A 22,752-nucleotide genomic window follows, 5' to 3' on the forward strand; every position below is an offset into this window, starting at 1 on the left:
GTGCGGATTACTCTCCGGGGGTCATGAGGTGGGCGGTCGAGGTGCCCGCGTTCATGATCCACACGCCGCCCATCTTGTTGTTGTCGGGGATGCTGGTGGAGGCCGTCGTCGCGCCCGGCAGCGCAATGGTCATGTGGTGGCGCTGGTGTTCCATGTCGGGGCCCATCACGTGGTACCACACCGAGGCGTACTCCGGCTTGACGCGAGTGCCATTGGCTTCCGCCGCGTCGAGCGCGGCCTGGCGCTTGGCGCGGTCGGGCTCGGCCTCGAACTTCAGGTTCTGCGCCACGCGATCCAGGTTGGCGATGCTGGTGCACTCGATCATCACCGGCTGCTGGCCGGGCATGATCGACTTGTCGAAACAGACCAGGCGGTTGGTGCCCTTGCGGAGCGTCTCGTAGGTGTAGTCGGCCTTCCACTTGATGACCGTGGCGCCGTCCTTCAACGGGGCCGGGGCGGCGAGCAGGGCCTTCTCGATTTCAGGGGACGTTTGCGTGGCGGCGTGGGCGTAGACGCTGGCCACCACGGCCAGCACACCAAGGGTAATCGGAACAAAACGTTTCATAGGTAACCTCAGGTCGTTGGATGCAGTTCGCGGACGGTCGTTTCGGCGCCTCGAAAGTATAGCCGCGAACGACTGGGGGCTACGGCGAGTCAGCGGCCGTTCGTCCCAGACCATTGCCCGCGCCCGGTCCGGCGGATTGAGCTCGAAGAAACGCCGCGAGCGTTTCCGCGACCAGGGCCTCCCCCGCCTCATTGAGGTGAGACTCGTCCGGAAAGTACACGTTCTCGCCAATGGCGGCCCGGGCGGTGAGGGCGGGGGTCAGGTCGAGAAACGGGATGCCGGCCTCGGCGCACAACCGCTCCATCAGCTGGTTCTGGGCGAAGCGGTTGGCGAGCATCCGGTCGACGTTGACGCTGCGGCCGAAGGTCTCCAGGCTGAAGCCGAACGCCGATTGCATGGCGTCTTTCGACATCGCCGCTTCCACGAGCGGCAGGTAGGCCTGGCTCTTGAACGGCACGAACATGACGACGAACGTCGCGCCGAACGAACGCGACACGGCCTGCATCTCCTTGATGGCGTCACTGGTCAATCGCCAGCCGGGCCTGGCGGCCAGTTCGTCCCGCGAGAAGTTCAGGGTGTTGAGGTAGGGCGGCATGAAGGCCCACCGCAGCCGCCGGCCCGCCACCGGCAGATCGAACCAGCCGCGGTCGAACGCCGGAGCCGCGGGGTCGGGCGGTTCGATCGGCGGCACCGGTGCGGGCGCCGCCGCCACCACGGTGCCCTGATGCGCGCCGAGCGAGCGGATTCCGGCACGGAGCGCGCTGACGACGAACCACGTCTCGGCGCGGCTGATAACGTCCTTGATGCGCCAACCCTGCCGGGCGCGCGTGATCGTGCCGCCCGACCGTTGAAAAGCGTCGAACGCCTCCGCGTCGAAGATGTCGTTGCCGGCAAAAAACGCGAGTACGACGGTGCGCGGGCGATGGGGCGCGACGACGTCCTTCAGCACCAGCAGTTCCTGTTGCGGTCCGAAGCCGGCCGTGCCGTAGTTCTGCACCGGCACGCCCAGCGTGTCCTCGAGCCGCGCCGGCCACGAGGCCCCTCCCGCCATGGTCATCGCGTCGGTGAACGAATCGCCCAGCGCGGCGATGTCGAAGCGATCGCGGACGGCGTCGTTGCGAAAGCCCTCGGCATCGGTGTGAAACGAGAACTTGTGCAGCGAGCCTGGGCGCGACGACGGCGCGATGAACCCCATCCGCACGATGTCGCCGTCGCGCCATTCGTTCAGCGTGTCAACGCTGGCGCGCAGGCGGCGTCCGTAGCGCGGCGAGTCCACCCAGTGGGGATCGCGATTGACCTCGCCGAGATCGTGGCGCTCGGCGACGATGCCGTTCGGCAGGCGATCGCCGAGGGCGCGCAGGACAACCTCGGCGACGAGGAGCGCCACTAGGATGCTCACGGTGGCCGCCGCGCCCTTGAGCAGCGTCAGATGGCTCACGCCAAGGAACGATGGCGGGTGTTGTCCCCGGCGGGTCCATGCCAGCCGGCACAGGATCAGCAGCGCCACCGCCCACACGTACGGCCACAGCGGCAGGTTGCGAACGACCCGCGGGTCCACCCAGGTGAGCGGACCATCGCTCACCAGCTCGATGGTGCCGGTGCCGGTGGGATACGCGCACGCGATCGCGGCCGGGCCGTCCACGGTGCCCTGGGCGAGCACCTTGCGGGAGCCCCCCTGGCGCCACTCGATCGCATACGTCGAGCGCGCGGCGGGACGGAGGCCGATGTGGATGGTCGAGTCCTGCCCAACCTCGGTAACAAAGGCCACACGATCCGCCCCGCGGGTCACGATGAGCGGGACCACCCGGTCGCCTTCGATGCCAAACTGCTGGGCTGCGGCTGAAGCGCCGGCGGCAGCCCGGTGGTCGAGAAACAGCCGGAATGTGGGCGAATAGGCCCAGTCTTTTGCGATGAGAAGCAGCACCGCGATGAGCGTCGCGAGCAGCGCGCGCAGAATCCATGATCGGGGGGGCGTCTCTATCCTCATCGATGGATGACCGCCATTGCAGGAGTTGTTCCACATGAAACCAAGGCAGACGACATCGCTCGACCGAGCCCGGGACGCTGGTGGTCAGGAGCGGCGTCGAGGAGCGCGACTGGCGCCTGGCGGTGTCGAAGACACGACGGCGCGCTACGTAAACGCCGCGGCGCGCCGCAACAGATCCTCCAGGCCCGGTTCCTGCTGGTTGCGCGGCTTGCCCGGGTGGATGACGGAGACCTGGCAGCTCTCCGCGGCTTCGATGAGCTGCGCGTAGGTGCCGGCGGTGACGTCGGCGATGTACGCCTGCTTGTTGTGGTCGTAGGCGAACATCTTGCTGTTAATGGTCGTGCACTCGTTGCAGGTGGAGCAGCGCACCGTCTCGATGTAGGCCTCGTCCGGCGATCGGCCCGGTTCCTGCACCGCCGGCGCGGTCACCACCACCGGACCAGCCGCGGCCGGCACCGCCGCCGGCGCGGCCGGCACCGCCGCCTCCTGCTGCGCGCGCTCTTCCCACGCCCTGCGCTCGCGCGCGAGCAGCGCCTCCGCGTGCGAGTTGTGAATCCCGCCGAGCTCCTGCAGGCTGTGCCACATCTCGCGGCAACGGCGCGCTTCCCTGATCAACCGTTCGTCGACGATCACCTTGTGCAGCGTGTTGTCGCCATCGACCATCAACAGGCTGGGGACGGTGTCGGGCAACCCCTTGCGCTCGCGCGAGAGCGACTCGTCCACTGGGACCAGGTGGCCGTTCCACTGCGCCCGCGGCACCCCCGCCAGGTGCCGGGCGTAGCGACGGTCGCTGGCGACGAAATCGACCACCGTGAAGGCCAGATCCTCCGACACCCGCTGGTGCTGTTCGTCCTCGTAGGCGAAGCGCTGGATCGGCCAATCGAGATCCCGCTGCGGGTTGGCTTCGAGACAGAAGCGCGCCGCCCAATTGGTGCCCGCCGACGGGTCGTAGACAAACGCCGGGAACGCGCGCGATTCCATCGCCGCCGCCGCCACCAGGTACGGCGGCTGGCCGGACGCCGCTCCGCTCGCGCCGGAAAAGACGCTGAACAGCGCGGGCCCGCGGCATTGGAGCCCGCGCAGCAGGTGCTCGCGGAACTGGAACAGGTTCGAGCTGGTCGACTGCAGCACGTAGACGTCGTTGAGGCCCATCGCCATGCTGGCGAGCTGCCGATTGCGCATGCCGGCGGTCAGGGCGCCTTGCCCGTCCGGCGACTCCTCGAGAATGTCGTCGATCTGCAGCAGGACCTTGATCGGCACACCGGAGGAGAGTATCTCCATGAGGCGCGCGTGTTCGGCCGCCGGCAGCCGGCCGGCGTTGAGGCACACCAGGTAGTCCGGGAACCCGGCCAGGTCTTGCGGATCGAGCCCGTTCGCGCCGAACTCGTCGAACAGCGCGTCGTGCCTGGACTCCCGGTATTGTCCGTCGATCTCGAGCTCGGCGATGGCGATCGCCTTGGCGAGGGCGATCACGGCCGGCATCCGCTTGCGGTAGGCGTCGAGCGCCTCGCTGCAGCTGCCGAACACAAACGAGTAGGGCTCGCCATCCGGATCCAGGCCGGCGCCGGACTCGGGCAGGAACGCCCGCGACGTCAGCACCGCGAGCTGGTGGTAGATCCGCTTGCGGCGCCCTTCCGGAAACCCGTCGCCCGCTCCCGCGCTGCCCAGCACGCGGGACATCGCGTTGAAGTCGAAGGCATCGCTGAACCCGGTGCCGACCGAGGCCTCCAGGTGCGACGCATCGCGGCGCGCGGTCGATCGCTCGAAGTCGGCCTTGAGGATGTCCGACAGCTTGAGCACGAGCCGATCGAGTTTCTGGTGGAAGGCCGTGGCCCTGTGCGCCTGCACCGCGCTGAAGGCATGACGCAGCAGGCGCGCCGGCAGGGCCGCGTCGCAATCGGCGACCTCGCCGTCAACCGCGATCGCGGCGCGGAGGCGCCGGAGGCTGTCACCGAGAGATGGCTCAGCATCCCGTTCCAGCCAGCTTGTGGCCCCGTCCCACAGCGACGACAGTGGGCCCGTCGCGCCACTCGAAACAAGCGCCCGCAGGTCCCGTTCGATCCGCAGGCCGTGCTGGCGGATGCGATCGCCGTGAATGCCCTCCGCCGTGGCGGCGAGCGCCTCGTCCATGAGGCCGGAGAGCGACTGCACGAACGGACCATCCGGACGATTGGCGACGAGCACCAACGGGAAGTCGTAGCGCAGCTCGGCGAGCTCGCGGTACCCGGCAAACAGCGCCGGGCGCAGGTCGAGCCCCTCGACCGAGTCCAGGTGCTCACTCGAACGGCTGCCGGTCAGAAAAAACGCGAGGTGCGAATGAGTCGCCGCTTCCATGGCTACACCAGTACGTCTGCTTCCCGTGGCCACACGGTGTGCTTGTCCAGTTCCGCGTTCAGCCCCGCCCTGGCCACGTCGGCCGTCCGCAGTTTGTCTGAGCGCAGCAGGTCCTCGTAGCACGGCACTTCCGGATTGCGGTACAGGATCCCAACCGGGACCATGTCATGGCTTGAGGCGATCTCGCGCGCCCGGTTGATGTCGGACGGGTCGTGTTCCAACTGGTTCTGGTAGACCTTGGCCAGGCCCGCGCGCAGTGGCAGGCCGTTGGCGTGATGAAGCAACTGCACCCGGTTGGGATCGTGCAGCCACGGTTCGAGGGTCTTCGGCATCCACTCCGGGCAGCGCTGGATGATGCGCACGAACGACAGGCCCTTGTGGTGATAGGCCGCGGTCACGATGTCGAACAGCACCTCCGGCACCCAGTCCACCGCCTGCGCCACGAACGACACATTCTGCACGCCGAGCGTGACCGTCAGGGGATTCAACGCCTCCAGGTAGCTGCCGCGCGGAGTGGTGTTGGTCTTGGTGCCGATCGGCGAGGTGGGCGACGCCTGTTTCTTGGTGAGGCCGTAGACCTGGTTGTCGTGCAGGAACACCGTGAGGTTCATGTTGTAGCGGATGGCATGGATCCAGTGCGCGGCGCCGATGCTGCAGCAGTCGCCGTCGCCGGTGTTGACGAACACGGTCAGGTCGGGCCGCGCCATCTTCACGCCCTCGGCGATCGGCAGCGCGCGGCCGTGAATGCCGTGGAAGCCGTAGGTCTTCATGTAATGCGGCAGGCGGCTCGAGCAGCCGATCCCGGACACGAACACGGTCTTCTCCGGCCGCAACCCCTCGTCCCGGCATAACCGCTGCACGGCGGCCAGTATGGCGTTGTCGCCGCAGCCGGTGCACCAGCGCGGCACCCCGCTCTGGTAGTCCTCGAGCTCATGGCGCTCGTCGCACATCTGCAGCAGGCATTCGGTCGCGGACATCGTGCTCATGGCGTGGCCACCTTTCCCGGCACCCGTGCCAGCTTCTCGCTGGCGGCCCGGCGGATCGTGCTGGGCCGGATCGGCTGGCCCCTGACTTCACTGAAGCAATCCACGTCCACCAGGTAGCGCGCGCGCAGCAGCATGGCCAGCGCCGAATAGCGGCGGTTGCTGTCGTCGATGATCGCGTCCCCCGGGCGGTCGCTCCAGTTGCTTTCGATCGTCATGACCTGGTCGAAGCCCTGCATGATCTCCTTGATCCCCGGTGGCAGGGGCTGCAGGAACCGCAGGTGCATGGACGACACCTTGTGTCCCTCGGCGCGCAGCGACCCGACCGCCTCCTCGATGGCGCCCCTGGTGCTGCCCCAGCCGATCACCAACAGGTCGCCGGTCGCCTCGCCGACGACCGGCGGCGGCGCCAGCGTCTTCTGCAGCGCCGCCAACTTCAGGCTGCGGGCCCGCAGCGCCTGCTCGTTGCTGTCGGCGTCGTAGGCGACGTGGCTGTCGCGGTCGTGCGCCAGGCCGGTCAGCGTGTGCATGCCACCGGGCTGCCCCGGGATGAACCGGCGGGCGAGGCCGGTGGTGTCGTCCCAGTCGTAGGGCCTGGCCCCCTCGGGCACCGGGCTCTGGTCCACGGGCGGCGCCATCCAGCTGTCGCTGAACACCGGCCGCGGGAACGGCTGCTGCGAGGTGGCCAGGGTGGCGTCCGACAGCACGACGACCACCATGTTGAAGGTCTCGGCGATCCGGCGCGCGGTGATGATGGAGTAGAAACAGTCCTCGATGGTGGCCGGCGCCATCACCACCTTCGGCGCGTCGCCATGGCTGCCGAAGATCGCCGTCAGCAGATCGCCCTGCTCGGTCTTGGTCGGCTGCCCGGTGCTGGGTCCGCCGCGCTGGACGTTCACCACCACCAGCGGGATCTCCCCCATCACGGCCAGCCCGATGCCCTCCTGTTTGAGCGAAAACCCCGGGCCCGACGTGATGGTGACCGCACATTTGCCGGCATAGGACGCGCCGATGGCGAAGGCACAGGCCGCAATCTCGTCTTCCGCCTGGTGCACGATGCCGCCGACCTTCTCGAAGACCTCCGACAGGTAGTGCGAGACCGAGGTGGCGGGCGTGATCGGGTACATCGCGCAGATCTCCATTCCCGAGGCGAGCACACCCAGCGCCAGCGCCGTGTTGCCGTTGACCACGATCTGCGGCTCGGTCGACCGGACCGCGGGAATGTCGTAGCTGAACTCGAGATTGGCGCCCGCCCACCGATGACCCGCTTCGAGCAAGGCGATGTTGGCATCGATGACGCGCTGGTCCTTCTTGCCGAACATCTGCACGACCTGCTCACCGGCGAGTTTCAGATCCAGGCTGTAGATCCGGCACAGCATGCCCAGCGCGAACATGTTCTTGCCGCGCCGCGCATCCGCGACCAGCGTGCGGCACTCCTGCTCCATCGGAATTTCGCGCACCCGGTAGCCCGCGGCCACGAGCCGGTCGTGAGTTTCGACGTAGGCCGCGGCGACCTTCGGGTCGGCGTGGTGGCGCCACATGTCCTCGAGCAGGATGATGCAGTCGGGTTTGAGCTCCCTCGCTCGCACCCGCCCGAGCAGGACCTGCTCGTTGAAGGCGACGACCAGGTCGGTCTCGTCGCCGCCGTTGGTCACCGGCCCCGCGCCGATGCGGATGCGGACGCCGCTGGCGCCGGCCACGCTGCGCGCCGGCGGCCGGATCTCGGCCGGGATGATCTCCGTGGTCCAGACGCCGTTGCCCATCTGCGCCGCGATCGCGCCCAGCGACTGGCCGCACTTCTGCGCGCCCTCACCGGAATCGCTGATGATCTCGACAATGTGCTCTGTCAGCGTGATCGCCGCCACTTCTCACCTCACGACTCTGAACTTCTCACCGCACCACGACGCGCGCGAAATTACGTTCCCGCGTGTCGATGCCGAATAACGTGACGGCCTCGCCCCGGTCCTGGTCCCGATAGGGGCGCCCGGGATCGCGGATGCCGAGGTAGGCCTTCATGCTGCGCGCCGCCAGGCGGCCCGCGCCCATGGCTTCGATCACGGTCGCCGCGCCGGTGACGATGTCGCCGCCGGCGAACACTCCGGCTACCGATGTCGCGAGGGTCCCGTCGGTGGCAATATAGCCTCGCGGGTCGAGCGCCAGCGAGGATGTCTGGCCCATGATCGGATTGGCATTGGTGCCGATCGCGTAGACAATCAGGTCGGCTTCGAAGTCGAACTCGCTGCCGGCCACCGGAACCGGACGGCGCCGGCCCGACTGGTCGGGCTCGCCAAGTTCCATGCGCACGCAGCGCATGCCGCGCACGTTGCCGCTGCCGTCGTCCAGGATCGACACCGGGCTCGTCAGCCAGTGGAACTCGATCCCTTCCTGTTCGGCATGATGCAGTTCCTCCGCCCGGGCCGGCGCCTCCGCCCGCGAGCGGCGGTAGATGCAGTGCACCTCCTTCGCGCCCAGCCGGAGGGCCACCCGCATGGCGTCCATCGCGGTGTTGCCCGCGCCGACCACGGCGACCCGGTGCCCAATCGGCATGGGCGTGTCGAAGCTGGAGTCGCGGGCGCGCATCAGGTTGCAGCGCGTCAGCAGCTCGTTGGCCGAGAGCACGCCGTTCAGCGAATCCCCCGGGATCCCGAGCATCGTCGGATAGCCGGCGCCGACGCCGACGAACACCGCGTGGAAACCCATCTCATCGATCATCTGCTCGATGGTGAACAGGCGCCCGACCAGCGTGTTGCATTCGAAGGTGACCCCGAGCTTCTTCAGGTTTTCGATCTCGGCGTCGATCACCGCGTTGGGGAGCCGGAAGTCCGGAATGCCGTACTTCAGCACGCCGCCCGCTTCATGGAAGGCTTCGTAGACGGTGACCTCGCACCCGGCCTTGGCCATGTCCGCCGCGCACGCCATGCCCGCCGGCCCCGATCCGACGATGCCGACCTTGAACCGGCCCGGCTCGATGTGTGGAATGTTGACCCAGCCTTCCTTGATCGCGGTGTCGCCGACGAACCGCTCGAGCCGGCCGATGGCGACCGCCTCCAGCGATGCGCCCACCGTGCACGAGCCTTCGCACTGGCTCTCCTGCGGACAGACGCGGCCGCAAACCGACGGCAGCAGGTTGGTGGCGGTGATGACATCGTAGGCGCCGCGCAGGTTGCGTTCGCCGATCTGCTTGATGAACGCGGGGATGTTGATGCCGACCGGGCAGCCGGCGATGCAGGGCTCGTCCGGGCAGTGCAGGCAACGCTCCGATTCGCGGAACGCCTCGTCGAGGGTGTAGCCACAGGCCACTTCCTCGAAGTTCCTCGCCCGGGCCTTTGGATCCTGCTCGCGCATCGGCGTGCGCGCCTGTGGAATGCTGCGAATCGTCCGTTTCGTCGCCATCCGGCTCCCCGCTATCCGCCCAGTGCGTCGTTGTCTGGCAGTTCGAGCAGATCGCTCTGCTCGGCGCTGCCGCGGGCCAGCGCGTCGAGGGCGCTCGGACCGACCTGCCTGGTCATGCGGCAGCTCTCGGACCAACGCTCCTGCGCGGCCTGCTCCACCGTCGTGTAGCGCCGCAGCCGGACCATCAAGTCGTCGAAATCGACCTGGTGGCCGTCGAAGTCCGGGCCGTCGACACACGCGAACTTCACCTGCCCGCCGACCTTGACCCGGCACCCGCCGCACATCCCGGTCCCGTCCACCATGATCGGGTTGACGCTGACGATGGTCTTGATCTGGCGCGCGCGGGTCGCATCGGCGCACGCCTTCATCATCACGGGCGGGCCGATGGCGACGACTTCGTCGATGTCGGCGTGGCGCTCGAGCGCCACCTTGATGCCGTCGGTGATCAGGCCCTTGATCCCCGCCGAGCCGTCGTTCGTGCACAGGATGAGTTCATCGCAACACGCGGCGAACTTGTCCTTCCAGAATACGAGGCTTTTGGTGCGGAACCCGAGGACCGCAATCACGTACGCGCCGCTGTCCTTGAAGCCCCGCGCCTGCGGAAAGATCGGTGCGACGCCCAGGCCGCCGCCCACGCACACCACCTTTTTCGCCTTGGTGGTCGGGCTGGGAATGCCCATCGGGCCGACCATCGCGTGGAGGGACGTCCCCACCCGGCATTCCTGCTGCATTTGCCTGGTGGTCTTACCGACGGCTTGAATGACCAGAGTGACGGTGCCCGCGGCGCGGTCAAAATCCGCAATGGTGAGCGGGATCCGCTCGCCGTGGGCGTTGAGCATGACGATGACGAACTGCCCGGGCCTGGCCGCCTTGGCCATCAGGGGATGGCGTACTTCAAGGAGGTAAGTGACGTCGGAGAAGTCCTCGCGTGCCACGATCTCGAAGTTGGCCATGGGACCCGCCTCTGCCTCCAGCATACGCCTGTGGGCGATGGCGTGTCATGGCGTGTCACAGATGAAGGGCCTTGACTCTGGGTCGCCGACCGCGCGCGCGCAGCGCATGCCAGAGATCCCACTTCGCTTGCAGCGTCAGCCAGATCTGCGCGTCCCAGCGCGTCAAGCCCTCCAGGAGCAGCGCGGTGTCGGCGCTGCCCCCCCGGCGCCCCTTGATGATCGAGTTGAGACGCTGGAACGGAATATTCATCCGGCGGGCAGCCTCGACCTGCGACACGTCGAGCGGCTCGAGGAACTCCTTGAGCAGCATTTCGCCGGGATGGGTGGGTGGACGATGGGTCGGCAGCATCGCAATACTCCTCAGTGGTAGTCGGCGCACCGCACGTCGCAGGCGTGCTCTCCCTCGAATCGAAAGATGATCCGATACTGATCGTTGACGCGAATGGCGTGGAATCCGGCCAGATCATCGACCAGGCGGTGGAGCCGTTTCCGCGGTGGCACTCGCAAGTTGTCGAGCTTCGTCACCACGTCGATCTGATCCAGCTTGCGCTGGATGACCGGCCAGATGGCTCGAGGAATCCTCCGGGCGGCTTTGCTGTTGACGCCGTTCCAGATGTCCCTGGTCGACTCGTCGGCCAACGACCGGATCATACGCAGATCACTGTCGCACACATAGCGTGCTAGGTGCCGACCGTGGGCGCCCGGTAGCGATCGAACCTGCGACCCCCGGCTTAGAAGGGCGCTTTTGACATACTCCCGTATGGTTCGTGGTCACCGCGCCTGTCCAAATCAGCAATGAATACGGGCGCAAACCGACAGATCGTCCAGGGGTGCATACGTTTTGCAGATCCTCGGTTCGACCGGCAAGTCGGGAGGTGCTCAATGTCTCAGCAGACGATTTCCACCGCACTCGTTCGACGTGTTCGTTATCAGCCACCATCGAAGACTACTGACTATTGCGACGAGAGGGTGCCGGGGTTTGTCCTGCGGGCGCGTCGTGTCTCGCCGCGAAGATCTGGACGCCTGGCAGGAACGTCACCTTGAGCAGGTCGGCCCAGTTCGCGACATGTCGTCGCCGGACCGCCAGCAGAGTGACCAAGAGATGGCGGCCGACTCCGCAGCGGCCCGTCCCTAACCCGGTGCAGCGCTCAGAGGAATGGACCGTCGAGCGTCGGTGACTGCGAGACAGACGCTTTGGGACAGGAACGCACCGAACCTTTGCTCCAGTTCCTCGAGCGTGGTCCACTGGTCGAGTTCCAAGGACTGCGTCTGCGTGGGCTCCTTCGGATCCTTTGGTAGGAGCGTCTCGCTGGTAGGTGCGAGCCAATCGCGAACGTCCTCAGGAATTCCCAGCGCTGAGAATTCCGGTGGTGGATCGTCACGCAAGGTTCCCCCATGGAATACACTCTGGCGATGTTTGGAGACGTCGTGATTGTCGGTTACGAATCGAATCAGCTCCGCCTCCTTGACCCACTCGGCCTGAAAGGTCGGAAAGAGGCGGCCGTAGCCAGGAAGCGCCTTCGGGCCGAAAACGTCTCTGGGCGAAATTCCCTTCAAGGCGTTGCGCGATGAGATATCGCGAAAGGCTTCCCTGTCGACGGCCTGGCCAAGCGCATTAAGGGCGAACACGAGGCACTCCATCGCTGAATCCATGCAGAAAAGGATTACGGCAATGTGATGTTCGCGAGCTTCCAGCGGCACGGGTGGAATCCACGAGTGGAACAGTTCTGAGTGCAAAGCGACGCCATTGGAGCGTGACGTCAGGCCGCGGACACCGGCACGGAACACGAAGGCCCAATTCCCCACGTTGCCCAAGTTCTGAGGCTCGTGAGCGAGCAGGCCGATTCGATCGAGCTGCTCGTCCCAGTCGGCCCCGTTTGGAAGCATGGGTGTACCAGTCCGGAATCTACTTCGTCGGCGCGGAGTGCTGGGCCTTCCAGCGCACGTAATTCCTCAGCTCCTCGGCGCACAGATGCGATTCGAGAGTCGCGAGCGCATCCCAAGTGGTGTCGCGGATGTGAAGTCGGACACCGTCGGCCTCGGAGTCAGCCCTTGCCACCATGCCGCCCTTCTAACTGACTCCCAAGACCACGAATCGACGAATGCCCTCAAGAAGCCGATGACCGTAACTTCTCGCAGAACTCGCGGCGCAGCATTAGTTGATCATAACCGATTGGCCGTGCTGGCGGTGCTCCGACCGCCTGCATGGTCCGGTTGCATTCATGCCATATCTGGCATAGGCTGAACTCGATGAAGCATGCCGCGCCCAAGCCGGTCGTCTGGATGGGCGACTCGTTGGCGCAGCTGCAGGCCTTTCCGCCGGCGGTCCAGGATGAGACCGGGTACGCAATCTACCTGGCACAAGTCGGCGGGAAGCATCCGAAGGCCAAGCCGCTCAAGGGGCTGGGCTCTGGCGTCCTGGAGGTCGTGTCGGACCACCGAGGCGACACGTTTCGCGCGGTGTACACCGTTCGGTTTCAGGACCGGGTGTACGTCCTCCATGCGTTTCAGAAGAAATCCAAGCGGGGCATCGCCACGCCGCAGCCGGACATCGACCTGTTGAAACGGCGCCTCGCACGGGCGGCCGCTCTTGATGCCGCAAGGAGTACTAAGCCATGACATCCAAGAAAGACTACGTAGTGGGAAGCGGCAATGTCTTTGCCGATTTGAAGGTCCCCCGCCCCGAAGAAGCGCTGGCCAAGGCGGAACTCGCGCACAAGATCACGACGCTCATCGAACGTCGCGGCCTGACCCAGGCGGAAGCGGCCAAGCTTCTGGACGTGGATCAACCCAAGATCTCTGCCCTGCGACGCGGACGCCTGTCGGGCTTCTCGCTCGATCGCCTCGTGCGGTTTGTGGTCCTGCTCGGCCACGATGTGGAAATTGTGGTGAAGAAGCGGTCCCGGGGTCAGGCCCGACTGCTCGTCGCGTAGAGACAGCGGGAATCAATGGCCCGCCGAACTGTGCGGCGGCCACGGGTATTCATGACCGGTGAACATCGTCCGATCCTGGCTGCGCCCAACAACCGGTCGGAGCGCGCAGCCCTCTCTTACGAGAGGGGCTACTCGATCCTGAGTGCACGGAGCGGATCGGCGCGGCTCGCCTTCAGCGCCGGCACCACACTAGCTACGCCCAGAGCACCCGAAAGCAGCAATGCCGCGGCCGCAATGGCCACTGGTTCCAGCGCCGAGGTACTGCCGATGAACATGGTGACTGCGCGGGAAATGGCGGCGGTCGCCGCCAGTCCCAGGATGAGGCCGACCGTCGCACTGGCGACGGTCTCCTGCAGAAACTGACGGAGCAAGGAACCGCGCGTCGCGCCAAGCGCCACTCGAATGGCCGTCTCACGTGCGCGCTGGCTGGTGGCATAGGCGACCACGCCATACACTCCGACGCACGCAATCAGGAGCGCCACCATCGCGAAGACACTGATGGCCGACGCGATCACGCGCGGTCCGTCGACGTCATCTGCAACGAGCTGCGTCATCGGCAAGAAGCGCACGAACGCGACCGACGAGTCTGTCGCGCGGACCGCTGTCTCGATTTGCCGATCGAGGTCGGGAATGAAGGCGGCCGTTCGGACCATCCAGGTGGCAGGAAAGGCCCGGTGAGCGATCGACATGACCGGTGGCGGCACCTGCGCCAACGGCACGTAGACGATCGGCGGTGGATCGGCGCCAAGCGCGCTGAATCCGCGCGTCCAGCCGGCACCGGGACGACTCCGAACGTCGGCCACCACGCCGACGATCTCGCGGGGCATATCCCTCATCTGCGGCACCAACGAGATCGACCGGCCGAGAACGTTCGCGTCGCCAAAGTATGTCCGCGCGAAAGCCTCACTCACCACCGCGACTGCTGGGGCGCCCGACCGGTCCTGCTCGTCGAACGCACGTCCCTGGCGGACCGCAATCCGCAACAGCTCGAAATACTCGGGCGTCACGTACCGCCAGTCCACGCTTCGCGCCTGGGCGATCCGTGCCCCGACGGGAGCGTCGAGCGGCATGTTGAGACCGCGCTCGACCGGAACGTGATTTGCCACGGCAACGGAGAGCACGCCTGGCACGTCTCGCACTCGGGCGAGCGCAGCTTCGACGAACTGCGCAACGCGCGCGGGATCCTCGAACGACTTCCCTTGCAGCGACATCTTGCCAACCGTGACATTTGAAGGATCGAAGCCAAGCTCCGCCTGGTACATCTGAGCAATCGTGCGCACGAGCATGCCTGCGAGCACCAGCAGCGCCATGGTGCCCGCCAGCTGTCCTGTCAACAGTCCGCGGCGCCACCACGCCGCCGTCCGCGAACCGCCTTGGCGCGCACCATCCGAGAGTGCACTGCGCAGGTCGACCCGCCGCGCGGCCATAGCGGGCGCGAGACCGAACAACACCGCAACGGCGGCAGTGACGGCGACCGCGAACCCGAGCACGCGGCCGTCCACAATCAGTCGCCGGCCAACCAGAAGTTCTGCGGGCGTGAATTGCGTCAGCACCGGCAAGCTAATTGCGGCGACCGCGACGCCAGCCGCCCCGCCGATAGCAGCGAGCACAAGAGCCTCGGTCAGTAGCTGCTGCACGATCCGACTGCTGCCGCCGCCCAAGGCCATTCGCGTGGCCATCTCGTGTCGTCGTGCCATCGTGCGCAACAGCTGGAGGCCGGCCAGGTTGGTGCACGCGACGGTGACAACCGCTGTCACCGCCACCAACAGCAACAGCATCAACATCAACGGCTCGCGACCGAGGAGTTGGTGCAAGGGCAACCACTGCAGGTTGCGGATGCGGGCGTGCGTGCGTTCTGGTTGCGTAGCCAACAGATCGGCTTTGACGAGGTCGAGGACGGTTGCCGCCTGTTGAACCGTGGCGTCCGGCGCGAGGCGAGCGAGCATTACGTAGTTCAACGAGTTGTCCTGGCTCGATAGGCGGAGGGGCGTCCAGACGTCAGCGGCCGGAATGGAGCGGAACCCCTCGGGCATCACCCCGACGACTTCATGGGGGGTGCCGCCGAGGGTGACAACTTGCCCGATGGTATCGGACCGCCGGGAGAATACGCGCTGCCAGATTTCGTGGCTCACTACTACTGCGCTGGGACCGCCCTCGCTATCTTCGGCCGTCGAGAACCCGCGACCGATCAAGGGTGTCACACCGACAACCTCGAAGAATGCCTGAGAGACGCGGAGGCTCTCGACGTACTCGGCGTGATCACCGACCGCGAGGTTCCAACCGGATCCGTTTCGTTGCGCCGCGACTGTCGCAAACGATCGCAACCGTTCACGTGCCGCATGGAACGTGACGCCATCGACGGACCCACCGTCAGGGGTCGCAAGGGCGAGGACCCGATCAACACCTGGATACGGCAAGGGCACGAACCACACCGCGTTCACAAAGCTGAAGACCGCGGTCAGCGCGCCGACACCCAGCCCCGACATCGCGATGGCAGTGAGCGCAAACGCTGGCGCCCGTCGGATCTGTCGTACCGCGAAGCGGATGTCTTGCCAGCAATGGTCGAGCCGGGGGGGCATCCATACCGCGCGCGCATCCTCCCGGGCTTTCAACTCGTTGCCTAGTGCGCGTCGCGCCTGATCATGTGCCTCCGCGGCGGACGAGCCCGAGCGCTCGAGGTCCTCCTGTGCCATCGCGTGATGAACCCGCAGTTCTTCGGCGACGTCGGCCGCCTGCCCTCGATGCCGGAGCCGTGTCACCAATCGTCGAAGTAGATGTCGCATATGGCCTCACGCGTGCGCGAGCACCTTCCGGATGGCGGCATGCATCCGGTCGTAGGACGCCTGCTCGGTGGCCAATCGCTTACGGCCGGCACGGGTCAGGGTGTAGTAGCGGGCGCGGCGATTGCGATCGGATAATTCCCATTCCGCCTCGACATCGCCGTTCAGCAGGAGCCGTTGTAGGGCGGGGTACAGCGAGCTCTCCCCGACAGCGAGCACGTCACTGGACACCAGCTTCAAGCGCTGCGCGATACCGTATCCGTGGAGTGGAGCCGTCGCCAGCACCCGGAGGATAAGCATGTCTAACGTGCCGGGCAGAAGCCCATCAGGAACACGGCCCATTTGAGTCCTTCCATCGATAATCGATGTATTATCCGCGCGGCGACGCTACGGTCAAGGGAAATCGGGACAACGAGGAGGGCGAACGCCGACAACCACTCGGCTCACAGGCGGTCCTTCAACTGCAAGGTGGCCGTGCGCATAGCGCCTTTTCGGTTGATGCGCAGGACGCACGTCGTCCCGGGACGACTCAGGCGCGCCTTGATTTCGGCGAGCGCCATACCTGTGGCACTGCGACCGTCGATTTCCAGCAGCACGTCTCCTGCTTCCAGGCCCGCCATCGCGCCCGGTGAATCAGGCGCGATGGCCAGAACGGCAAATGCGTCATTTTCCGCGTGTCGAAACTCCACGCCGCTCGCATCGAACTGTTGTCGCTCCGCCAACCGGCCGTTGGATTCGAGCCACAGCTGCTGCCGGGTGTAGTCGAACGTCGCCGTAAACCGTCTGAAGAACCCCGCGCCCACAAGCCCGTCATGGATAATGCCGACCGAGGGTGTCTGGATCAGTGCGCTCACGGGCTCTGCGACCTCGAACGGGCCGACTGCCATTCGGGCCAGCCGCGTAGCGGCGAGGGCAAGGTTCGGCGTGTGTGAGACCTCCTGGACGACTCGGCCCAGGCGATTCAAGATGTTGTTCCCCGCGATGAACGAATGCATCAGCACCGCGGAGTAGTAGCTCGCGCCTGTATCCAACATCAGATTGGCTCGAATCTCGTCGGCCTTGCCTAGGCTGAGGCGGGTCTCCAGATAGGGGTTGCGGAAGCGATCGATGTTGAAACGTACCGGGGCAGCCTTTGACGATGGTCGAAAGCTCTTAGCGTCAAAGATTCGGAGCCGAGCCCCGAGGTAGTCGAACTCCACTACGTAGTCCTGCAGTAGCGCCAACCCCATGACACAGTCCATGTCTGGCGTGATGGCGGGGAACGGTCGCAGCACAATCGTCCTGTCATGCAGTATCACGCTGCCCAGCGCCACCGTCACGCCGTCCACCCGATCGTCCCGAACGACTTCCGTTCCGACACCTGCGCTGGAGCCCGTCCGGTTCGGGCGAAGCCCAGCGTTGAGCGCCTTGACCCTGTCAATCGACAGCACCCAACTCCCACCTGAATCGAGACTGCACCAGAAGCTCACATCATTGACGCGTACCGGAACCAGGAACTGAGACAGACCCTCCATGTCGAACTTCGCCGAGACGACGCTCGGTTCTGGGGCGCTGGCAGTCTGAGACGCGTTGGTGGGCGTGCTGGCCACGATAACCAGGGTGCTTAGCGTGATGATTCGCGCGGATGACAGCATCTGAGGTCCCCTCCTTCTCAGCGGGGTGTGGCGGGTTCGGCCACTCTTGACATCGCATGATGAGGAGTCCAATATCTCACATAGACGTCTATGGGTCCACGTCGCAAAGACAACCTGCAAGGAACCCTCGACCTTCTCGTGCTGCGCACCTTGGCAGCTGGCGGTCTGATGCATGGCTACGCGATTTCCGAGTGCATCGTACAGACATCGGGCGATGTACTGCGTGTCGAGGAAGGCTCGCTCTATCCGGCATTGCATCGAATGGAGGAGTCGGGCTGGATTAAGTCCGCCTGGAAGCGTTCGGACAACAACCGGCGCGCGCGGTTCTATCGGATCACAGCCAGCGGCCGTCGCACTCTCGTCGAGGTGACACGCGACTGGACGAAGCACGTGAATGCGGTGATGCGCGTGCTGAGGCCAACCTAAGGTGTCAGCACTGACGCGGTTGCTGAACGTCTTCCGACAGCGGTCCCTGGATAAGGATTTCGAAGACGAGTTGCGTTTTCACCTCGAGCAGCGCATCGAACGCAACATCACGCTCGGGATGACGAGGAACAACGCGGAAGCTGAGGCGCGAGCGCGGTTTGGCAGCGTCGATCAAGTAAAGGCCGGGATGCGTGACGCGCGCGTCGTACGGTGGCCAGGGGCGTTCGTTAGGGCACATCCCCGCGCGGCCTCGGCACTCTTGGGCGCCGTGGCTGGCGCGACGCTCTTCGTGTTCTTGGTGCCAGGCCTGCACGTTGGTCTGTCGCCCACGATCTATGAGCTGACGGACGGCGTCTCGGCACCTGTGCCGCTTGACGTGCGCGCGCCGGAGTACACAACAGCCGCCAAGCGCGCCAAAGTTCAAGGGGTGATCCGAGTGCAGTGCGTGGTTCGCCCAGACGGCGCATGCTCTGACGCGACGATCGTGCATTCGCTCGACCAGACCTTTGGGCTCGATGAACAGGCTCTCCACGCCGTTCGTAGTTGGCGGTTTCGACCGGCGTTTCTTGGGGCGACCCCTGTCTCGACCCGCATCGTCATGGAATTCACGTTTGCGCTTCGATGATCGAACGCCGCGCCACATTCGTGCGGTCCGATCGCGCCGGATTCGGAACGCCGTCACACGGCGCCGCCGCTGGACGGCGGCAGTCGTCGCTGAATGTCGGCCACCATGGCTTTGAGCTCTTCGACATCCGAATCTGTCTCTGCCGCGGCTGGCGAGAGGAACCACGACGCTACGAGTCCTGAAAATGTACCGAAGATACCCACGCCCGCGGCCATGAGAAACACCGCCACCATCCTGCCTTCTGGGGTCGTTGGGTAGGTGTCTCCATAACCGACCGTCGTCATCGTCGACACGGCCCACCACATCGCGTCTTCGGCCGTCCGAATGTTTCCTTCGGCGGATGCCTCAAACTGGAGCATGGCAATGGACGCGAACACGAGGAGCAGCAGGGATAGAAGTAAGGCGGCCAAGAATGCGCTCTGAGCTCGCCGCTCGACCAGAAAGTGGGCGATCGCCCGCGCTGATTTCACGCCACGAAGCACACGAAGGATGCGCATCACCCGAGCCGCACGTCCCCAGCGTAGAGCATCGACTGTAGGAATGCTCGAGAGAAGGTCGATCCATCCCCACGACCCGAGATACACCCACTTCCTCGGTGCTCGGTACCAACTCAGAAGGAAATCGACGAAGAAGAGGCCGCAGACGGTGTTGTCAGCGTAGTCCAGGATGGTCTGAGTCTCGGCGTCGAGATGCCACACAGTGCCAACGGACAGACTGAGGATCGCCCAGAAGCACAGCACGAGCATGAACAGCTGGTAAGGCTGGATCTGCCGTCCTTCGAGTCGAGGCCGGTCAGACATGTCGCACCCGCCGCGGTAACGTCATTGATGCTCTGCCAGCTTTTTGCAAGTGCCGCAGGTCTTGCCGTCCTTCGCGCACCGTTTGCAGTACCGGCAGTTCGAACAGGCTTTGCAGGGATCGGCGCCCGTGCACGTGGCCGCGTGGAGAACCGCCTCGCCGACCGTCATCCACCCCGATGACAGCGCCGCCGCGAACGCCACAGCCATCCAGGCCCTTCGGGTCATCTTCATGGTCGTGCATCCCTTCAGCTGACGAGGTTTCCGGGAGGGGTGTCGTTTGGGGACAGCGGCGCCCCTGCGTACCTGTAGACGGCCACAAGTGGGAACATTCTCACAGCCGGCCTACTCGTCGCCCGATCCGAACCTCGGCCACCGGGGCATTCGGGGTAGCCGGTCAGCCACACTGACCCACTATCCGATTTCCGCGGCACGCCATCAGCAACGGGGAAAATGGTCTAAGCCAGCCCACTGACTCGCTGGCCGAGCTGAACCGGCGGCGCAGCTGGGCGGCAGTCGATATGCGGCACCTCAATCCGGACGCGGCCGGCTAGGCCGGTGCTCACCCGACCCCGACCTGGTCAAGCCGGAAGTCCGTCAGACAGGCCGGTGACCATGCCCCACGGCCCGATCAAGCCTGGGCCATCACAAGAGCCGATGGTCGGTGAAGTCGTCGCCCCTCTCGCCTACTGCGTATTCCGGTCCATCGTGAACACTAATTCCATTTCAACGTGAACATCGATTCCGCTGATGCTGAACAGCCATTCCGATCGGCGGCTCACCCGCGGCCGCGAGATCTTTCTTCACGGCGCGCGGCCGTCAAGGGCGGTAGTGGATTGGGCTGCCTTTCTCGCTGCCCGTAGCGTTTGTCTACCCTGTCGTGGGCCCGCGAAGACAACCGACTGACCCTCTTGGCCAGCTTGCTTATGTACTTAATCCTCGCCGTGTATTCAATATTGTTCTCAAGCGGTTCACGGTCGATACGTCGAACAGACTGAAAGAAGGCAAATGTAGCGTGCGTAATACTGATTGCAGTCGCGTCAAGGGGATCGCACAAGCCCATCAGTGACGGCCCAAGCAAAGGCGCGGCTCGGGCGCCCCGTGGATGACCGAGGCGGAACAGTATGCCATGTGGGCCGGCGTGCACAGAATGGCTGGCCATGCCGTAGTGCGCCTTCCAGAAAGAGTATCCCGCTGCTTGCCTGACGTGGAAGAACGTGGGGCTCGCTACCTTGCAATCGGCGGCGGCCCATCCGTAGTCGTTTCCAAAATCTTCACCGTACTTCGAGATGACCTCCTGCTTTCGCCTGTCGCTCATCCCAACTGCATCTCCTTCGAGCGAAGGGTATCGCAACTCGCGCTGGCACTCTTCGTACTCTCGCAACACCTTCCGATTCTTAACGTGCACGTGTTGGAGATAGCGTTCCGCGGCGGGCTCCCCGAACTTATGCAAGAATTCCATGACGACAGCAATTTCGTGAAGGGTGCGCCACCGAGCGTAAGCCCCATCTGCGTAGCCTGTCGCGCAAAGGCTGTGGACCTCCCACGCCACTTGACACGCTCGTTGTCTAAGCAATTCCTGGGCGGCGAACAGACTGGCGCCCTTCGAATGCTCTCGCGCGACGAGGTCGCCTGACTCAGCGGACACCGCGATGAGTTCGTCGAGAGCATCGAGTGCCCTGCCCCATGCCTGACGAATTCGGCGACTGAACCGGGCGCGACGCGCATCGCGACGGATTCTGCGCTCCGGCGCTCGGCCCTCGACGGTCAACGACGCAGTCTAGCAGCGAGAACGGCGCGAACTAGGCGCGACACGTCACCGACGGTGTCTTTGTTGCTGGTTTGTCGTCGACTGGCCATATGCGCAGTTCCTGAAGATCCTGGAGAGGTCAACCTCAGTCCTGGGCTTTCACGTATTGCAGACCTGTGACCAGGTGAATCGCGACCTCGCAGGCGTACACCGTGCGGCTGGCAAGGCAAATGCCAATGACGTCAATCTCACCCTGGACGTCTGACGTCTTCAGGTTGTACTGGACAAAGTCGCAGCCGGCCACATGCCGAAGCCACTCGCCGCAGATTTCTTCACCTATGTTCACTGGATTCCCGTTTCACGGGGCACTACCCTTCGAAGGTAGCGATCACCTACATAGGCGCGCCAACCCTCAGCGGGCTCGAACCCAGGCGACAGCGATTCGAAGACCTCCTGATACGTTTTTGGGACCAGGCGGATTCGATCGCCACCTACCTGCTCACTGAACCGTGCGACCTCTTCCCCGTGAATTCGTGCGTCTGCCAAGCCCGTGTCGTACCAGAGGTACAGCAATATGGTCGGACTGTTCGGGTCGCTGGCCAGTCCGAGCATGTGCTTCAGTAGTTGTGGGACGTCGAGGTATTGCCAGGCAGGACGTAGGGTATCGGCGAGCGTCTGGACGGCACCAAGGCCGGCGGCTGCCCAGAGGCCGGGTGTCCCCGGAAAGTACTTCTTGGAGAGTCCCGGCGCAGCGCCCGTGTACGGCTCCGTGAATTTCGACTCCACGGCCACGCGCCCACCGCCCGCGAGCGTAAGAAGCAGGTCAAGGTTCGGAGATCGCGGCCGTACGGGATAGTTGTCCGGGCGCCACTCGAAGCGAAGCGCTTCTATCTCGCGCGGAAGTCCGAGTGCCACAGATAACTGCCTCTTGTCCTCGTCGCGCCAGGCATCGAAGAAGTTGACCGCCAGGGCGGATGACGACACCAACGCCCGCATCTTTGCAGGACGCTTTCCAGTGTCTGACAACTCCGCTCCATCGGCAGCCAAGAATTCCGCCTCCGTCTCAGGTTTCAAGCGGCGCAAGAAGAGGTTGTCCTGGGACTTGGCGACGTAATGAGACCGTTCCGAATCGAGCGGCCGCCCACGCGACCACCGCACTTGCGCGGCCAGGATCGACTTGGCGGAATCAGAAAGGTTTAGCAATGACTTGCTCCAGTCACAAATCGAGCGGCGGGACTTCTGTGCTGATTGCGCGCATCCTAGCACTGTTCCACCACCGGGCCCGCCGTCCCGCAGCCAGCAGGACCGAACCCCTGAAGGCGGCAAACAGCGCCGGCTGAATCCGCAAAATCCTGTACTCATCCGGCTTGGTTACGCGGGGAAGGTCGTGTCGCCGCACAAAGGCTGGGCGTCGACGTCCGACGTCGCCGATTTCTCGGAAGAGCACAACGACTTCACCCCTGCCGACTCGAATGCCCCGGATCCGTGGGCGGAGTGACCTGCCCGGTCTTTTTCGGACCACCTGAAGCCTGAGAGAATGGCCCCTCGGACCACGAGGGAGCCATGAAGAAGACCCGATTTACCGAAGAGCA

General features: G+C 65.0%; 21 protein-coding genes. 5 read left to right on the top strand and 16 right to left on the bottom strand.

What is annotated here, in order from left to right; genetic code table 11:
• Nucleotides 1-7: 7 nt before the first annotated feature.
• The 10 genes from WC815_04730 to WC815_04775 all read right to left on the bottom strand — a co-directional run bounded on the left by WC815_04730 (nt 8) and on the right by WC815_04775 (nt 12,102).
• A complete protein-coding gene (locus WC815_04730; protein MFA5908064.1) occupies nt 8-565 on the bottom strand; it encodes a hypothetical protein in 558 nt (185 codons plus the stop codon).
• Nucleotides 566-644: 79 nt separating this feature from the next.
• On the bottom strand, nt 645-2,552 hold the full coding sequence (locus WC815_04735) for a GDSL-type esterase/lipase family protein (GenBank protein MFA5908065.1): 1,908 nt from the start codon (nt 2,550-2,552) through the stop codon (nt 645-647).
• A 144-nt stretch (nt 2,553-2,696) separates the two neighbouring features.
• The gene (locus WC815_04740) at nt 2,697-4,886 is read right to left on the bottom strand and encodes a hypothetical protein (protein MFA5908066.1); all 2,190 of its coding nucleotides are present in this window, start codon (nt 4,884-4,886) and stop codon (nt 2,697-2,699) included.
• A gap of 2 nt (nt 4,887-4,888) precedes the next feature.
• A complete protein-coding gene (locus WC815_04745) occupies nt 4,889-5,872 on the bottom strand; it encodes a thiamine pyrophosphate-dependent enzyme (GenBank protein MFA5908067.1) in 984 nt (327 codons plus the stop codon).
• The gene (locus WC815_04750; protein ID MFA5908068.1) at nt 5,869-7,734 is read right to left on the bottom strand and encodes a 2-oxoacid:acceptor oxidoreductase subunit alpha; all 1,866 of its coding nucleotides are present in this window, start codon (nt 7,732-7,734) and stop codon (nt 5,869-5,871) included. The genes WC815_04745 and WC815_04750 overlap by 4 nt, the downstream gene beginning before the upstream one ends.
• Before the next feature lie 25 nt (nt 7,735-7,759).
• Nucleotides 7,760-9,262 carry an NADPH-dependent glutamate synthase gene (gene gltA / locus WC815_04755; GenBank protein ID MFA5908069.1) on the bottom strand — a complete coding sequence of 501 codons (1,503 nt, stop codon included), beginning with the start codon at nt 9,260-9,262 and terminating at the stop codon, nt 7,760-7,762.
• An 11-nt stretch (nt 9,263-9,273) separates the two neighbouring features.
• Nucleotides 9,274-10,215, bottom strand: a complete 942-nt coding sequence (locus WC815_04760) for a sulfide/dihydroorotate dehydrogenase-like FAD/NAD-binding protein (GenBank protein MFA5908070.1) — start codon at nt 10,213-10,215, stop codon at nt 9,274-9,276.
• A 55-nt stretch (nt 10,216-10,270) separates the two neighbouring features.
• Nucleotides 10,271-10,564, bottom strand: coding sequence for a HigA family addiction module antitoxin (locus WC815_04765; GenBank protein ID MFA5908071.1), 294 nt, complete (start codon nt 10,562-10,564; stop codon nt 10,271-10,273).
• An 11-nt stretch (nt 10,565-10,575) separates the two neighbouring features.
• Nucleotides 10,576-10,866, bottom strand: coding sequence for a type II toxin-antitoxin system RelE/ParE family toxin (locus WC815_04770; GenBank protein MFA5908072.1), 291 nt, complete (start codon nt 10,864-10,866; stop codon nt 10,576-10,578).
• A 480-nt stretch (nt 10,867-11,346) separates the two neighbouring features.
• Nucleotides 11,347-12,102 carry a hypothetical protein gene (locus tag WC815_04775; protein ID MFA5908073.1) on the bottom strand — a complete coding sequence of 252 codons (756 nt, stop codon included), beginning with the start codon at nt 12,100-12,102 and terminating at the stop codon, nt 11,347-11,349.
• Between the two features lie 363 nt (nt 12,103-12,465).
• Between WC815_04775 and WC815_04780 the strand changes: the two genes are divergently transcribed.
• Nucleotides 12,466-12,834: a type II toxin-antitoxin system RelE/ParE family toxin gene (locus WC815_04780; protein ID MFA5908074.1), complete on the top strand. Its 369-nt coding sequence runs from the start codon at nt 12,466-12,468 to the stop codon at nt 12,832-12,834.
• Complete coding sequence (locus tag WC815_04785) at nt 12,831-13,148, top strand: helix-turn-helix transcriptional regulator (protein MFA5908075.1); 318 nt, start codon at nt 12,831-12,833, stop codon at nt 13,146-13,148. The genes WC815_04780 and WC815_04785 overlap by 4 nt, the downstream gene beginning before the upstream one ends.
• Before the next feature lie 128 nt (nt 13,149-13,276).
• On the opposite strand, the gene WC815_04790 is transcribed toward WC815_04785, so the two are convergent.
• From WC815_04790 to WC815_04800, 3 genes are all read right to left on the bottom strand, one after another.
• Complete coding sequence (locus WC815_04790; GenBank protein MFA5908076.1) at nt 13,277-15,907, bottom strand: ADOP family duplicated permease; 2,631 nt, start codon at nt 15,905-15,907, stop codon at nt 13,277-13,279.
• A gap of 30 nt (nt 15,908-15,937) precedes the next feature.
• Nucleotides 15,938-16,270: a PadR family transcriptional regulator gene (locus WC815_04795; protein MFA5908077.1), complete on the bottom strand. Its 333-nt coding sequence runs from the start codon at nt 16,268-16,270 to the stop codon at nt 15,938-15,940.
• Between the two features lie 101 nt (nt 16,271-16,371).
• The gene (locus WC815_04800; protein ID MFA5908078.1) at nt 16,372-17,562 is read right to left on the bottom strand and encodes a PDZ domain-containing protein; all 1,191 of its coding nucleotides are present in this window, start codon (nt 17,560-17,562) and stop codon (nt 16,372-16,374) included.
• A 90-nt stretch (nt 17,563-17,652) separates the two neighbouring features.
• On the opposite strand from WC815_04800, the gene WC815_04805 reads away from it, so the two are divergent.
• Both WC815_04805 and WC815_04810 read left to right on the top strand, forming a co-directional pair.
• Nucleotides 17,653-17,988, top strand: a complete 336-nt coding sequence (locus WC815_04805; GenBank protein MFA5908079.1) for a PadR family transcriptional regulator — start codon at nt 17,653-17,655, stop codon at nt 17,986-17,988.
• A 19-nt stretch (nt 17,989-18,007) separates the two neighbouring features.
• A complete protein-coding gene (locus WC815_04810) occupies nt 18,008-18,613 on the top strand; it encodes a TonB family protein (GenBank protein ID MFA5908080.1) in 606 nt (201 codons plus the stop codon).
• A gap of 53 nt (nt 18,614-18,666) precedes the next feature.
• Here WC815_04810 and WC815_04815 read toward each other — a convergent pair whose 3' ends face one another.
• Entirely contained in the window at nt 18,667-19,413 is a 747-nt protein-coding gene (locus WC815_04815) for an ion transporter (GenBank protein MFA5908081.1), read from the bottom strand.
• Between the two features lie 49 nt (nt 19,414-19,462).
• Between WC815_04815 and WC815_04820 the strand changes: the two genes are divergently transcribed.
• On the top strand, nt 19,463-19,666 hold the full coding sequence (locus WC815_04820) for a hypothetical protein (GenBank protein ID MFA5908082.1): 204 nt from the start codon (nt 19,463-19,465) through the stop codon (nt 19,664-19,666).
• Between the two features lie 1,639 nt (nt 19,667-21,305).
• On the opposite strand, the gene WC815_04825 is transcribed toward WC815_04820, so the two are convergent.
• Nucleotides 21,306-21,506, bottom strand: coding sequence for a hypothetical protein (locus WC815_04825; GenBank protein ID MFA5908083.1), 201 nt, complete (start codon nt 21,504-21,506; stop codon nt 21,306-21,308).
• The gene (locus WC815_04830; GenBank protein ID MFA5908084.1) at nt 21,503-22,363 is read right to left on the bottom strand and encodes a hypothetical protein; all 861 of its coding nucleotides are present in this window, start codon (nt 22,361-22,363) and stop codon (nt 21,503-21,505) included. The genes WC815_04825 and WC815_04830 overlap by 4 nt, the downstream gene beginning before the upstream one ends.
• Between the last annotated feature and the right edge of the window lie 389 nt (nt 22,364-22,752).

This window comes from Vicinamibacterales bacterium, from assembly GCA_041659285.1.
Classification (GTDB): domain Bacteria; phylum Acidobacteriota; class Vicinamibacteria; order Vicinamibacterales; family UBA2999; genus 12-FULL-67-14b.

What these genes read in the sequence shown, in the direction of transcription:
- WC815_04730 (MFA5908064.1), bottom strand. Translation starts at nt 565, where the DNA reads ATGAAACGTTTTGTTCCGATTACCCTTGGTGTGCTGGCCGTGGTGGCC.
- WC815_04735 (MFA5908065.1), bottom strand. Translation starts at nt 2,552, where the DNA reads ATGAGGATAGAGACGCCCCCCCGATCATGGATTCTGCGCGCGCTGCTC.
- WC815_04740 (MFA5908066.1), bottom strand. Translation starts at nt 4,886, where the DNA reads ATGGAAGCGGCGACTCATTCGCACCTCGCGTTTTTTCTGACCGGCAGC.
- WC815_04745 (MFA5908067.1), bottom strand. Translation starts at nt 5,872, where the DNA reads ATGAGCACGATGTCCGCGACCGAATGCCTGCTGCAGATGTGCGACGAG.
- gltA (MFA5908069.1), bottom strand. Translation starts at nt 9,262, where the DNA reads ATGGCGACGAAACGGACGATTCGCAGCATTCCACAGGCGCGCACGCCG.
- WC815_04760 (MFA5908070.1), bottom strand. Translation starts at nt 10,215, where the DNA reads ATGGCCAACTTCGAGATCGTGGCACGCGAGGACTTCTCCGACGTCACT.
- WC815_04765 (MFA5908071.1), bottom strand. Translation starts at nt 10,564, where the DNA reads ATGCTGCCGACCCATCGTCCACCCACCCATCCCGGCGAAATGCTGCTC.
- WC815_04770 (MFA5908072.1), bottom strand. Translation starts at nt 10,866, where the DNA reads ATGATCCGGTCGTTGGCCGACGAGTCGACCAGGGACATCTGGAACGGC.
- WC815_04775 (MFA5908073.1), bottom strand. Translation starts at nt 12,102, where the DNA reads ATGCTTCCAAACGGGGCCGACTGGGACGAGCAGCTCGATCGAATCGGC.
- WC815_04780 (MFA5908074.1), top strand. Translation starts at nt 12,466, where the DNA reads ATGAAGCATGCCGCGCCCAAGCCGGTCGTCTGGATGGGCGACTCGTTG.
- WC815_04785 (MFA5908075.1), top strand. Translation starts at nt 12,831, where the DNA reads ATGACATCCAAGAAAGACTACGTAGTGGGAAGCGGCAATGTCTTTGCC.
- WC815_04795 (MFA5908077.1), bottom strand. Translation starts at nt 16,270, where the DNA reads ATGGGCCGTGTTCCTGATGGGCTTCTGCCCGGCACGTTAGACATGCTT.
- WC815_04800 (MFA5908078.1), bottom strand. Translation starts at nt 17,562, where the DNA reads ATGCTGTCATCCGCGCGAATCATCACGCTAAGCACCCTGGTTATCGTG.
- WC815_04805 (MFA5908079.1), top strand. Translation starts at nt 17,653, where the DNA reads ATGGGTCCACGTCGCAAAGACAACCTGCAAGGAACCCTCGACCTTCTC.
- WC815_04815 (MFA5908081.1), bottom strand. Translation starts at nt 19,413, where the DNA reads ATGTCTGACCGGCCTCGACTCGAAGGACGGCAGATCCAGCCTTACCAG.